Here is a 15,141-nt window from a genome sequence, read left to right as displayed (position 1 = left end):
GAGCTCCGGGTAAAAACCCAATGATGATCCCAAAGAATGCTATTATGATAACCCTGGCTTGTTCATCATTTTACAACCGGTCAGTCTCGTTTCTCACCTTGTAAAAATGACGCACAACTGCTGCTATACCTAAAGTTTTACAAACACTTTCGATTGAATGCTGCCGGCAGAACGAAGGCTGCCGATATAAGTTCCTGGTGCTAATTTCGCTTTACTGATATTTATGCGGGTATTGAACTGCCCTGCCGGCATCATTCCCAGTTTCTTTTCAAATAACATCTGTCCATGCCCGTTGGTGATCGTAAATACATGATCTGCTTTTTCTGCTGTTTGCCACTGGAGATTTATAAACGTTTCGCCTACCGGGTTTGGACTGATCTCAAATCCTTTGGCAAGGGCGGCATCGGCTGCTGTGGCAACAGAGGCGATCCCGGCTGCAGCCATGGGCGTTCCAGCATAACTGATATTGGGGGCCGGCGGCGTGCTCATGCCGTTGCCTAAATAATAATCCGTGTGGTGCGACTGCATATACCCTTTTATCGTCATGCAATTGCGGTAAGCCGGGTTATGCGCCAGCGTGTAAAGCCTGGTACTGGTTGGCACATTGGTAGTAAATACTACGAGCTTTGAATAATTGTCTGTAACCAGTATCACTTCCTCGCGCCAGTCGCCCAGGATATCTCCATAGAACATAGGCGCCCCGCGATCACTGCCCCCCGCCCCATCGAAATTCCACATGGTGACGAGGCGGGAAACAGTAGAAGCCGTATAATTCCATTTTTCGATCTTTTCATCATTGAGGTTCTCACTGAGCAGATCCCCGTCCCACCAGAGGCGGAAATTCGGATAAGGCCTTGCCGGTTCATCCGTTAACTTAGTATTGCCCGGCGCATTATATACGCCCGAGAAAGACCATACTTCAAATCCATTATAACGGGGATCAATATCGCCGGCAGCGCCACGGCCTACATCACTCACCGCTCCCATATGTTTCCACAGCACTGAACCGGTATTGGCGTCATAGTAATATTCCAGCAATCCGCTGGGATTGTTTTGCTGCACACCATAGCCCTGCATACCGGCCCTGTTACGATCGAATTTGCCAATATGCGTGCGGTCGCCATGAACAATGCCCTGCGCGCCCAGTGAATAGCGTAATGTTCCATTGCCATTGAGGCAATACCCGATATCACAGATCTCATCGGTACCATTTCCATCAACATCTATGATCCTGATCTGGTGGCCATCTGCTGCATTAGAAGAACCCCTGAGCCATTTCCATTGCAGGGTCGTATTGTTGCCTGCATATTTAAAGGCACATACCATAAGGTTAAAAGAACCGTCTGCATTCCTGTTCTTGAACTTGCCGATCACACTCGGTGTAGCGCCATCCAGGTAACCGATGCCCAGGCTGCCGGCCAGGGAACCAGCACTGCTGTAATCCTGTGGTATGGTCACATAACTTTTGAGCGCCCCTGTTTGTCCGTTCAGAATAGCGAGCCATTGCCGCGTATTGCTGCTGTTGCTCCAGGTTGAGCCATCACCAAAGCGTACACCATTGGCAATTTTAGTGATCACTTCTGCTTTTCCATCGAGGTCAAGGTCATAAACAGTTACACCATCCCAGTTACCTACATCGATGGCGGCAGAACCTGGCGAGATATTATCCATATTCACACTATTGGGTCCATAATCTACATCCCACAAAAAAGTACCGTCGCGTTTATATGCTTCTATTTTACAACCACCGCCATTCCAGTCGAGGCGGTCTACCACATAGTCATATTCGCCATCACCGTCCAGGTCGCCCACCCAAACAAAATGAATAAGGCTGCCGGTGCGCAGGGGTACGGTAAAGCAGGGTTTGTCGGCTGCATTGGCAATAAGCGTATACGATAAACTGGCTGCCTGCTCGGCTCCGTTTACTACCGGCCGAACATAGTAGGCATTACGCACGGTTAAATTGGCGGAATTGTCGGTATAGTTCGTTCCCCCGGTCAAGACCGATGTATTCAGTTTGACAGCAGCGGCACCATTGGCCGAGCGATAAAGATTGAAGCCAATGTTCTGCGGGTCTAAACCCAGTAAACGCCAGCTGATAAAAACACTGTTACCGGTTCTTACGGCAACTACGCCGCGATCGAGTCTTTCCATGACCCGTTGGGCAACGGCATGCGTTGCCAGTAATAACAGGCAGGCTGTTATTAAGGATCTTGTTTTTTTCATATGAACAATCGTTTAAATGGTGAATGAATCTGACAGTGATCACATAGCTATAGATCTTTAAAATTTGAAAGGCAGGAACCAGTCTTTTTGCATGAGTTTATGCCTTGCGCGGGCTGCTTCTCCCACCGACATACCAGACTTCATCAGCTTGTTATAGATCCTGTCTGCAATAAAAGCGGGCTGATTCCTCCTGATGGCCACCCGCAACAGATCGGGCCAACGCGTACCCTCAAAGGCTGTTTCCAAAGCCTGCTCATTGATCAGCCCTTCTTCTACCTGGTAAATACTGTCGGTGAAATTCGTGGCCGTTAGCGTAATCGGTTGCAGCAGGGCCCGGCGGCGAATACCAATATTCCTGTACCAGGGACTTCTGTAATTCGGGATCTCGCCCATTCTTGCATCGAATTTATATGGTTCATCCAGGTCTAATGTATTTTGATAATTGGTAACATCAGTGACCCCGGCCGGTGGTGCGTACACGGCAGGTATGCCATTATTGAATAGCGCATAGCCAAGCCTGGGGTAGCCGTCGCGATTGGCCGCTTCGGCAAAGCGCAGGTGTAAATGGGCCGTCCTGAACAGGAACCATCGTCCATTCTTTACCAGGGGATTCAATGGCACCGAAGCACTCTGGCTGATATAATTGGAAATAAATTTCGTAATAGTTGGCTGGCCGCCAATCGTACGTACGCTCAGCAAACCCCGGGCATCATAGGGCACCCCGTTGGTAGCGCCGGGAACACCCATGGGATTTTGCAGCTGCTGGTTCCAGCTATCGATGATGACCTGCGAGGGTTTCACCAGGTAATTGCCACCAATGGGTGAAAACAGTTTAATCAACGGGTTTTCGGGTTTGAATTTATTATCGTACGGCAATGCCCAGAGTATTTCCCAGCTGAAACGATCATCCGATGCTTCGAAGATCGTTCCCCAGCCTGACGTATAACTCAAACTGCTGGCATCGCCATATTTACTGTAGATCACCTCCGTGCTTTCATCACCCCCGCCCCAGCCGATCTTGTATTGCAGGTAACGGTTATCGAGGTTGGTGCTGGATGTAGAAAAATCCATCATCGCTTTATAGTATAAGGCGGCTTTCCGGTAATCGCCTTTCCACAGATACAGATCGCCCAATAATACTTTTTTATTGATAAAGAACTTTTCGGTCTGGTAACCATCCAGCGTAATATTCAAAGCAGTGCCGGTACTGCCGCTGATATTCGTTGTATACAATTCTTTATGCGGAAGCGGTTCTGTAAAACTGATCAGGCTGTCGACCAGCACCTGTAAAGGCAAACGGGGAAAGCGGGAAGGATCTGCTACATCATTGATATTTTCCAACGCTTCTGTTACATAGGGCAATTCGCCATAATGAATGCCCAGCTGCAGGTATAAAAAGGAACGCAGGCAGCCAAGATCGGAATAACGCTGGTTAAAATCGTCTTCCGACAATTTATTCGTTGCTCGCATCTGGCGGAAGTGGTGAAGCGCATCGTTGCAATTCAGGATCAGTTCATAAAAAGGCCGTGGATTGATATAGGGGTTATCAGGCGTTACATTGTGATGGCTTAACTGACGAAGGTATTCATCGGCATTATGCGTAAAATCCATGAGATCGCCGCGCAGTTCATTCAGAATAATGTACCGGTCGGCAAGCGCCATGAACTTGCCATAGATGCCCATTACCGCTGCGTTGGCATCATATACATCGCGGTACATTTGACCGGCCGTTAATTCCGTGCCCGGGTTTAGCTCCAGGATCTTTTTACAGGAGGTAAAAAGACCGATCATCAGGCTGGCGAGCAATGCTGTTTTTATTGTCAATTTCATAATGCAATAATGTTTGTCGTATTAGCTTATAGACCCAGTCTTACACCCAGCGTAACTGTGCGATACAAAGGATCCAAACCGGTATCAATGCCCTGGGTAAATACAGCGGGGCTGGCACTGAATTCGGGATCGTAACCCTTGTACCGGGTAAGTGTAAATACATTTACCGCGGAGCCATAAAGGGTAAAGTTTTTTACAAAACCATTGGGATGTACCGGGAGATCATACTGCAGTGACAGATGGCGTAACCGCAGGTAAGAACCATCTTCTATCCAGCGATCGCTGAACCGGTTATTGCCCGTAGGGTCGCCCCAACTGGCCCTGGGCATATCAGTAATATGCCCTTCGCCCCGCCACCGGTTGTTCACACTTGCCAACTGGTTTCCGGTACCGCTGGCAGCTTCCAGCCGGTAGCGCAGATAATTGTAGATGTCACCGCCCTTACTGAAAGTGAAGAGCGCATTCAATTCGAAGCGCTTCCATTTTATACGGTTGCTGAAAGCTCCTGTATAATCCGGATTGGGATCGCCAATAACGCTACGATCGCCATCGTCGATGACCTTATTATCGTCCAGGTCAAGAAAGCGAACATCACCTCCTTTAAATGAAGAGACAGAACCATCGGGATTACGTTTGGCCAGGGCAGCCGCTTCTGCATCACTGGCAAAAACGCCATTGGTAAGATGCCCATAGAATTGGCTGGCCGGTTTACCGGCAGCCGTTAGGATAGTAGCGCCTGCATAAGCAGTAAACAATTGGCTGTCGGGCACCGTGCCTATTTTATTCTTGTTCATGGCCGCATTGATCCCAATATCCCAGGTAAATTGCTGCCGGTTAACCAGCCGCACATGTACACTGGCTTCCAGCCCCCTGTTCTCCATACTGCCATCATTCGTGAGGGCATATTCGAAACCACTGAGCGGAGCTAATGGGTGGTAAACCAGCATATTGCTTGTTCTATGCTGGTAGGCATCCAGGCTGATATATACTCTATCGTGCCACAAAGCAAGATCCAATCCAAGATTGCCTTTGCTTACCGTTTCCCATTGCAAAGCAGGATTTGCCAAACCACGCCGAACAAGCCCCTGCGCGCCCAGCAGGTTTTGCGAAATATAGGTATGGCCGCTATTATAATTTCCAATATCATCATTACCCGTAATACTCCAGCCAGCCCTAAGCTTCAGGAGGTCGATGGGCACATTGGCCATAAAATCCTCCGATGAAAGAAGCCAGGAAACGCCCACAGCAGGCATCACCGGAAAACGGCGCCCGGCCAGTCTTATGCCGTTCGGCGCTTCTGGTCCAAACCTCGATGAACCATCCATAGCGGCATTCAGGGAAAGGAATATTTTATTCCGGAACGCATATTCCGTGTTGAAATAAAAGTTCAACCAGTTCCAGTCGCCGATCCCGCCGCCCACCTGGCGCAGCGCATTTACTCCATTCTGCACACTGGTAAGATCGTCGGTAGCAGAATTGAAACCCAGGGCATAATGTTGCCCCGCTTTGTTTTGCTGAAAGCGCATGCCCAGCCTGGCCGCTCCCTGATGGATGTCTTTGTAGCCCTTTTTGTATTCGATACGGGTATCGTTATAGATAGTGAACAAGCGCTTTACCTGGGTGCCCATACGGCTGTCGGCAATTGCATTCGACAAGGTATCATTGGTGATCCCTTTGCGCGGAATGAAAAAGTTTTCGCGCATCTTATCGAATACCAGGCCAACCAGGGTGCTTGCTTTTACATTCCGGAACAATTCATAGCCGAAATCGAAAGAACCATAAAAGCGATAATATTTGTTCGATGCCCGCATATGCTCAATGATGGCCGAGGGGTTCGTAACACCAAGGGTGTCACGTTCAGCCAAATTGGGAGATTCCACCCCTTTATCATTCACCTCGCGATCGTTCAGGAAAGGCGCTTTGATCAGCGAAAGGTACAGGGGCGCCGTTCTGTCGGCCATACCCTGGTCTTTCAACTGCTGTTCATTGTAACTGAACGACAAATTGGTTCTGCCGGCAAAACGTTTGGTAAAATTGAATTCGGCATTAAAGCGGGTATTGTAACGCGTAAGATCCGTTTGTTTAACAATGCCATTATTCTTTGTAAAGCCCATGCTCAATCCGTACATGGCAATGTTATCGCCACCCCTGATCTTTACAAAACAGTTCTGATCGAAGCTGTTCGCCAGTACACGCCGCTGCCAGTTGGTATTAAAATGATACTGGGCATATAAGGGATTGGCAGGATCATCATTCATGTATGGCTGGGCTTTGATCTGTTCCTGGTTAAGTCCTTTACTTTGCAGCACTTCTTCGAGGTAGAGCCGGTAATCTCCCGCATTCATCACCGGCAGCTCAGATGGCGCCTGGTTAAATCCACTGTTCAGCACAAAGTCGATATGCGTAGCATGAGTCCTGGGCCTTTCCGTGGTAATGATGATCGCGCCATTTGCGCCTTTTGTGCCATAAATACTGCTGGCGTCTTTCAATACCGTTACGTGGTCAATATCCTTCACATCGATCAGCGCCATCGGATTCGTGTAATTATTGGCAATGATGCTTTCCCCGTATTCGTTGGCATCGAACAACATGTTGTCGATAACGATGAGCGGTTTATTGGTCGCATACAATGAATTGAAACCTCTTATATACATATTGGCGCCTACACCCTGTGCGCCTGAACGCCGGATCACGTGTAAGCCGGGCGCTTTACCCTGCAGCAGGGCATCTGCCATTTCCATGGGCCTGTCCCAGGCGGCATTTACATGATAGTGGTTCACTGCTTCTGTAACCGCCAACCGGCTTTTCGGGCCAATTGGCAGGGTCAGCTCTTCATTGTAAGATGTATGGCTTTCGTCAAGTAATGCCACCATGACCGTTCTACGGCCTTTTAGTGGAATACTCCGGGAATTATATCCTTCCCCTTCCACTACGATTGTGCTTTTATAAGAAGGCACTTTCAGCGCAAATTGCCCGGTACTATCGGTAATGGCCGCGGAAAAATTCGGAACCTGTACGCGGATGCCGGCTAATCCCTTTTTCGTAGCGGCATCGGTTATCGTACCACTGAAAGGCATTCCGGGCCGGCTGATAACAATTATGTCTTTATTCCCCGTGGTATCCTGTGCAGAAGCGGTGCGGGTACAGGCTGCCAGCAGGGGCACCAGGATAAGCAGTTTCAATATTTTTGTTGTACGCATTGTTTTGGTATAAATCGAATGAAAAGCTTATAATACAGGTTCCAGTCTGATATAATCTACCGTGATCTTATTGGCATCGTCGTTGGTGTTGTTATCTGCCGTCAAATACAGGTTCAGCATGGCATTGTAATAGGGAAGGGTAAATTCCCCCAGGTATACTTCATTGAAATTATTCGGGTTCACCGTTGTATACGCTAACCTGCTTGAATTGAAAGTCCCTATTCCCAACAGCTGTTTAAAACTGCCGGTATTACTGTTGATATTATCATGCAGCGCCACCCAGTAAGCTTTATATTTCATGGCTGGTACGTTTGGCAGGTGGTAACCCAGGTAAAACTGGGCAACATTATGGTCCCATACGAGCACATCACGCATATCCCTGCCGGTGACCGGATTGAATTTATCCCTGAGATAAGTAACATTCCTTCTGTCGACCCGGTAAAACTGGTAATCTTCGCCCTGGATAACATAGGGCTGAAATTTGTGCTTAGGCAGCACCGGCAAACGGCGCATGATATAAACAATACCATTACTCAGTTTTATGGTTTGCGCAATGTCATTTTTGGCAATGCCCAGCTTTGTATTATACCGCGATAAAACGGTGTCAGGAATGAACGCAGGCCGATACACGGTATCCAGAACCAGGTCGCGGGCCACTGCCCTGCCTGCAGCATCGAGGGTACTGTCGGTATTGCCGCTTTCCAATACAAAAAAGGGTTTAAAGTTGTTAAGCTCTGCATCCCAGGCCGTGTCGGCCAATACAAAAAAAGTGTACTGCTTTTTTTCATCCCTCAGATCAGCGATCGTGGCCAGGTAGGTATTTGTACCGGTGGAATCTTTTTGCGAAAGTAAAAATGCTTTCTGCCGGGCCGGCATTTGCGGATCCTTATTCACAAATTCCCAGGCGTTTGATAAAGCAGGCACCACCTTATCGATGATATTCAGGTATCCATTTTTTCCATAGCGGTTGGCCACAGTGATCGATGCCTCTTCTATCGTATGCCCCTGCAGGTTGTTATATTTGTTATTGATCATCAGCAGGCGCAAGGGCTCGTTACCTGTAACCTTAAACAGCTGGTTACTGATATGATTGCCCACAAAAAGCCGCAGCCGGGCAGTATCTGCTTCAATAGAGGGATCGAGCGAAGCCAAAGCGGCATTCACCGGTGCAAATACCGTATAATTTTTCGAACCGGCGATCAACTGGCCGTAGCCTGACTTCACCAGCAAATCTGCAAACCGGCTGAGTTCCGGCACTTCCTCTATCTGCTGTAACAGGTTCTTATTGAGCTCAGGGTCAGTAATGGCTGTATGATCTTTCCATTTATTACAACCCTGCAGTATGGTACAGGCCAGCCCAACCATCATCCCTGCTTTATATAAATATTGTTTCATGATCATGAATTATTGCTTGAATGATTATTGCCATACCATAGACCCGTCGGGTGCAAAACGCGGCAGGTACTGCACCTGGTCAACCGGAATAAAATGCACCATATCAAAAATGATCTCGCGGTTTGAACCGGATACAGCTTCGAACCGCAGCTTATGCCTTTCCGTGGTTCTCAGCTCAACAGTGCCTGCCAGCCTGCCGGCAAAAGATCCGCCCAATGTATATTTCTTCCAGCCCAGGGATTCAAGTTCCGTATCGTTTCCACCCGGGTATCCCTGGCCTACATTGATTGGTCTTTGCATGAGCTCACCATTTACCCGCACATTGATCGTCACTGAATTCCGGTTGCGATAGCAGATCCATACTTTATACCTGCCTTTGATGATAGGCGGTGTGCTAAACTCAACCCATTGCGCGCGATTGTTGTTGGAAGGAGCGCCGAGGGGAATTTGCAGGGCATCGGTCTTGCAGGCGTAATTCGTAAAAGAATGCGTTGTGTTATAGATATAACTTACATAGTTCTCTCCATTGTAATGCCAGTCGATATCCCTGATGGGGCGGTCTTCCTGGCTGCTCTTGTTAAAAGTAAATCCCTGTTTTCCATAATATGCCGGTTGCTTCATGATCTCGGGAAAAGTGGCCAGGTCCCAGTAAACCGCTGTGGGTTTGCGCAGTTTGGCGGCAAAATGGGCATGGGCAGTGTGCCATACGCCATTGGTGGCGGCATTGTCGCTTTTGTTCCGCAGTAACAATACGCCCTTTTCTACCACTCCGTTGAATTCATCTTCATTGATCACCACTTCGTTATTGATGAGTTTCGTACTGATCACTTCCTGCGGCTGCATGGTGAGGTAAGAAGGTGCATTGATAATATCTCCCAGGAACTGAATACCCGGTATTATATGATATGCGATATAGAGGTTGAGACTGTCTGACGGATCTGCGGGATGGGTGTTTGAATATTTGGCCTTCAGCGCAGCGTATGAGTGAATACCACTATCGGCCAGCGCCTGGTTCGTTTCGGCCAGGACCGTTTTCCACCGCCTGCTGGAATCGCTATAGATGCTGTCTAATACCCTGTAAAAGCCGGTTTCTTTTAATGCCTCCACGAAGATGGAGTAATCGGGATTGGCGGCTAATTGTTGCGCCACGGTTTGCCTGGCCGGCTCCAGCACCTGGTTGATCACATGTACATAACCGTTTCCCAGCCTGATATTGGATGCTGTCACCAGGGCCTGGCGGTTGATGCGGTACCTGGAAACGCCGCCTTCATTGGTGGCGCCGGTAATGATGAACTGTCCGTGCATCGTGGGCACCGGCAACTTGCCATCTTTGAACGACGGTGTTGTAAGGGTATCTTCCAGGATATGGAACTTCACGATATCCTTTAAGAGGTCGACATCGGCCGAGCCTACATCCACAATATTATTGGCATTCAGCCAGGCCTGCACCCCCGAATTGGTTGGTGCAAATACCGTGTAGGAACCATACATGTCCAGGAAATTGCTGATCTCCGTTCGTTGCAGGATCCCGGACCAGAGCGAAAACGAGTCGGGATATTTCGCGAGATAGCTGCTGATATTCACATCGTCGGTAGTGGTAAGCCGCAGGTCATGCTTTTTACAACTGCCGGCGCATAACGCAGCCAGTATCGTGATCAGCAATGCAGTCAGTTTCGTTTTCATACAGCAATCGCTTTAGCTATTTGTAAAAGGGATTTTGTTCAAGCAATTTGTTTGTTTGCAGCTCGTAGAAGTACACAGGAAAATAATGGCTGTTGTTATCGAGCAGGCGATTGAAGGCAGCTTGTTTGCGATCGGCCGGCATACTCCGGGCGGCCAGATCGAGCAACAATTGCCGCCGCCGGTAATCATTCCTTTTGGCATTCCGCAATACATCGTACCAGCGTTTTCCTTCGAAGGCCAGCTCGCGTTGCCTTTCTTCCAGGATATAAACCGACATGGGTTCTTTATTGAGGCTATCCATGATCTTAAAATCGATGGCATTGGCCCTGTTACGGATCGTCTTAACTATCCGGGAAGCTTCCAGCGGCTGGTTCATTTCATTCATCGCCTCTGCTTTCAACAACAGGATATCTGCATACCGGTAAAAGATCCAATGAGCGAATGACTGATCCCTTTCGCGGAAATTGTCGCCATTGTCGTCGGCGCCTATATATTTCCAGATGGTAAAATCAGTACTGCGGAAAGAACGCTCATCTCCCCGGGCATCGGCCTGCGGCACAGGGCTCACCATATCGATGCCATATACATTCTCCGGCAAGAGCTGTGAAGCGCTCCACCGCCGGTTATCGGGGTGGTGCATGGTATAGAAGGGATTTAACCGCTGGAGATCGAATTGCAGCTCGAAAATACTTTCCGGAGAATTTCCCAGGTAGAAAATGCTTGTGAAGAAATTAAAGCCGCTGACCAGGGAGAATTTATTCGATGTTATGATCTTGTCGCATTCCCTGATGGCATCTTCATAGCGGTCCATCCATAAGTAAACATCGGCCAGGATGGCATTCACGGCATACCTGGTAACGCGGCCCTTGTCCTGGTCAATGGCGCCATAGGTCATTGGCAGGCCTGCTTCTGCATTCCTGAGATCGCTAACGATCTGTTCCAGTACTTCGGCGCTACTGCTTTTTGGAAGATTCTGAATATTCTTATCACTCAGCGTAGCATCTAATTTCAGGGGCACTTCGCCAAAACTGCGAACGAGGTAAAAATATAACAGGGCTCTGATTGCCTGCGCTTCGCCCACCGCCCGGTTCAGGTGCTCCCGCGTAAAGGTATTGTCTTTTTGCAACACGCCGGGCGCCATTTGTATAACGGTATTGCAGTAATTGATGGACTGATAAAAACTGCGCCAGTTCACAAAGCTGTTATTGGGCAGCATATTGAGGTTCACCATATCCAGTTCGTCCTGGCTGGCCCTTACGGCTGGCGTCACCATATCGGCCCGTGCTTCGCCCCAGATAAAAAAGAGTTCGGTATTGAGCTGTAGAGAAGTGTAGATGCCCGTTACGGCTGCATCCACCTGTTCCTTGGTATTCCAGAACTCATCGCCCACGATCCCGTTCTCCGGTTTCAGGTTGAGCCATTTTTTACACGAGCCAGAACCGGCAGCCACCCAGATCAACAGTATATAGAAAGGTGCTTTTTTCATATGTTGCTATTTAAAAGTATCGACACAATGATCATTCGCTTAGAAACCAGCCTGTAACCCGATAGTGAACATTTTGGAAGGCGGCGTCATTGAATTATCAAAAGCCACGCGAAACGGATCGGAACCACGGCTGCTCACCTCGGGATCCTGGCCGGTGTAGGCGGTCCAGGTATACAGGTTCTCCATCGTAAAGAAGGCGCTGAGGCTTTTCATTTTTGCTTTCTTCAGGAATTTATCATCGAACGTATAACGAACACTAACGGTGCGGAAGCGGAGATAAGAAGCGTCTTCCACATAGCGGTCGCTGCCCAGCCAGTTATAACCGCCGCCAATGATGCCGCGCGGAATGTCGGTTATGTCGCCCGGCTTACGCCAGCGGCGCAGCACCGCCGTGCTCTGGTTATCGAAATCATGCATGCTGCTGGTGTTCATCTTGGTGGCATTCACGATATCATAATCGTAGCGGAAACTGAAGAACGATGATATTTTGATCTTCCTGTACGTGATGGACAGACCAAAACCACCTGCAAGTTTTGGATTGCTGTTACCGAGGTAAACCACATCCATATAATTGATATTACCATCGTGATTGATATCTTCATAGATGGCATCACCCGGCTGAAAGATATAATCGGCCGAGGGGTAATTGAAACGCATGTACACTTCCTGGCCGTTCGGACTGATCACCGGTTTGCCATCGGCGCCCCGGGCAATGGTAGCCGCCTGGTCTGCATAAACCCCTTTATACCTGAAGCCATAGAAAGAACCAAATGGATTATCGATCTGCAGCTTGCGCATGTATTCGCCATTATTACCCACATCTCCTTTGGTACTGGGGTAGAATTCCGAGATAGCGCGAATGATATTCTGGTTATTGCTGATATTAAGATCGAAGCCGATGGTGAGATCGCCTTTTTTATAAGGCTGCGTCCATACAGCCAGTTCCCAGCCCTGGTTATCCATGGTGCCCACGTTCATGTTCACGGTACTGAAACCGGTGAATGAAGCGATCTGCAGGTTATCGAAAAAAAGGTCTTTTGTTCTGTTACGGTACAGGTCAACATCGGCGCGTAAACGGCCTTTGAACAGGGAGATATTAAAACCGGTATTGAAGCCATGCACCGTTTCCCAGCGCAGGTTCTGCAATTCCATGGATGATGGATACACGCCGTTGCTGCCCAGGTAACTGGTGCCATAGGTACTGTAGGTATTATAGAAACTATAATCCCGCCGGGGTGCATTACCGGCCAGCGCATAACTGAGCCTGAAACGCAGATCATCGAGGTATTTAAAGCTTTTCATGAACGATTCATCGGAGATCCGCCAGGCAAAAGAACCGCCGGGGAATAAGCCATAACGGTAGGCCGGTCCGAACCGGGAGTTGCCATCGCCCCGCAGGGTAGCCGAAAACAGGTACTTATCCTTGTAATCATACCGCACTTCCACTACAGTGCCTATGGAGCGGGTCTGGCTGCTGCCCGATACAGCCTGCAATTCTGCATTCTGGGTACGCGATGGCACGGCAGGATCAACCAGTAAGGAAGATGCGGTATTGGAGGTCATGAGCTCCTGGTTCACCGATTTGAAATCATTCGTAAAAATGTTCAGGGAGGCGGCGAGGTTATGATCTGTATTTTTAAGTATAGGGGTGTATGAGAGGCTGGTACGGGTGGTTACCCCAAACATATCAATATCGCCATTGTAGGCACGGTTAACGACTGTTTCGGTATTGGGCCTGCCGGTAGCTACCTGCGGCAGAAAACTGCTGTTCTGCGTATTATTGATATCGAACAAGACATCAAACGTGGCCCGCAATAAATTCCTGACAAGCGCGTACTCCACCTGGAAACGCGGTACAATCCGTTCGCCCAGAACATTGTATTTCGCTTCCGATGCCATGGCCACCGGGTTGTAGATACGGCTGTATGATCCCTGTACATTCGACGATGGCGAAAAATAATTAGGTGTAAGATTGCCCAGTTCATCATATTCAAATACGCTCATATTCGGCATCTTTAGGTAAGCAACGCCGCGGATGGCGCCATCGTTCGAGCTCAGGTAATTGCGGCGCTGGTTGGTATGGGTATAAGAAATGCTGGTAAAGGTTTTTATGCGGTCAGAGATCGTATAGTCGAGATTGATACGCGTGTTGATGCGATTGAGAGCAGTGCCGATGGTCGTTCCTTTCTGATCGAAATAACCAATGGATGCATAATAGCGCGCTTTTTCACCGCCGCCGCTCATCGACAATGTATGATCATGCAGGAATCCCTGGCGGCTGATGGCATCTACCCAGTTGATATTATTGCTGTAATTATAGAACCAGTAGGGATCGTTGGGATCATAATTGAATTCACGGGCGCTCTGCGTATTCAGCGAAAGTCCGTTACGGTTCATATAGGCTTCGGGGATCAGGGTTGAATACTGATCGCCATTGAGCATGGGAATGGCATTGGGCAGAATGGCCGCAGATCCTTTAAAGGTGTAAGAAAGACTTGGCCTGCCCCGCGAACCTCTTTTGGTAGTAATGACCAGCACGCCATTGGCCGCCCGGCTTCCCCATACTGCTGTAGCTGCCGCATCTTTCAACACGGTGATGGTATTGATATCGGCCGGTGAAATGTTCAGCAACTGCGCATAACCCTGTTCGTCGGCCGTGCCGAAATTGAAGTCGCTCGGGATCTCCGTTTCATAAGGCATGCCATCCACAACGATCAAAGGATTACCGGTTGAGTTAATGGAAGATACCCCGCGGATGCGGATATTCATGGCAGCGCCGGGATCGCCGCTGCTGGCTGTAATATCAACCCCTGCCAGCCGGCCCTGTAATGCCTGGTCGATACTTACCGCCTGCATTTCTTCCATCTGTTTGGCGGCAATCGTGGCTACGGATGTGGTCAATTTGCGCTGGGAAGTATTACCCAGGCCATTATCAACGCCGCGGCTGGCGGTAACGATCACTTCCTCAAAATCGGCCCCGCCGATTTCCAGTTGGAAATGGATGGTCGTTCTTCCATTGATATTAACCGACACTGATCTGTAACCGACGTAGGATACAGAGATCCTGTTTTTGGGATTGGTGATCTTCAAAATATAGTTCCCTTCGATATCCGTTACCGCACCTTTAACAAATCGGCCGTCCTTATCCATTTCAGATACAGATACACCCTGCATGGCTTCTTTGGTCTTTTTATCGGTTACCTTACCGCGGATCACCAGCTGGTCGCCGGCGGCGCCAGCACTTTGCGCCTGCAAGCCCATACACCCCAAAGGCAGCAGGAATAACAGTAAGCAGTATCGTTTATAAAGCTTTTTCATAGC

7 protein-coding genes are annotated in these 15,141 nt (G+C 48.9%); all 7 read right to left on the bottom strand.

What is annotated here, in order from left to right:
- Window positions 1-129: 129 nt before the first annotated feature.
- The 7 genes from JT717_RS07630 to JT717_RS07600 are packed head-to-tail and all read right to left on the bottom strand — an operon-like array spanning window position 130 to window position 15,138.
- Window positions 130-2,226 (bottom strand): rhamnogalacturonan lyase family protein, encoded by a 2,097-nt coding sequence (locus tag JT717_RS07630; RefSeq protein ID WP_205509604.1) that lies wholly within the window; start codon window positions 2,224-2,226, stop codon window positions 130-132.
- Window positions 2,227-2,283: 57 nt separating this feature from the next.
- Window positions 2,284-4,056 (bottom strand): RagB/SusD family nutrient uptake outer membrane protein, encoded by a 1,773-nt coding sequence (locus JT717_RS07625; protein ID WP_205509603.1) that lies wholly within the window; start codon window positions 4,054-4,056, stop codon window positions 2,284-2,286.
- A gap of 26 nt (window positions 4,057-4,082) precedes the next feature.
- Window positions 4,083-7,256, bottom strand: coding sequence for a SusC/RagA family TonB-linked outer membrane protein (locus tag JT717_RS07620; protein WP_205509602.1), 3,174 nt, complete (start codon window positions 7,254-7,256; stop codon window positions 4,083-4,085).
- Window positions 7,257-7,283: 27 nt separating this feature from the next.
- On the bottom strand, window positions 7,284-8,651 hold the full coding sequence (locus JT717_RS07615; protein WP_205509601.1) for a fasciclin domain-containing protein: 1,368 nt from the start codon (window positions 8,649-8,651) through the stop codon (window positions 7,284-7,286).
- Between the two features lie 24 nt (window positions 8,652-8,675).
- A complete protein-coding gene (locus JT717_RS07610; protein WP_205509600.1) occupies window positions 8,676-10,334 on the bottom strand; it encodes a fasciclin domain-containing protein in 1,659 nt (552 codons plus the stop codon).
- 16 nt (window positions 10,335-10,350) lie between these two features.
- Window positions 10,351-11,820, bottom strand: a complete 1,470-nt coding sequence (locus tag JT717_RS07605) for a RagB/SusD family nutrient uptake outer membrane protein (protein ID WP_205509599.1) — start codon at window positions 11,818-11,820, stop codon at window positions 10,351-10,353.
- Window positions 11,821-11,859: 39 nt separating this feature from the next.
- The gene (locus JT717_RS07600; protein WP_205509598.1) at window positions 11,860-15,138 is read right to left on the bottom strand and encodes a SusC/RagA family TonB-linked outer membrane protein; all 3,279 of its coding nucleotides are present in this window, start codon (window positions 15,136-15,138) and stop codon (window positions 11,860-11,862) included.
- Between the last annotated feature and the right edge of the window lie 3 nt (window positions 15,139-15,141).

The organism is Longitalea arenae (assembly GCF_016924755.1).
Lineage (GTDB): Bacteria > Bacteroidota > Bacteroidia > Chitinophagales > Chitinophagaceae > Niastella > Niastella arenae.
Note: the sequence above shows the minus strand (reverse complement) of the source record. Positions and strands in the feature narration are given on the sequence as shown.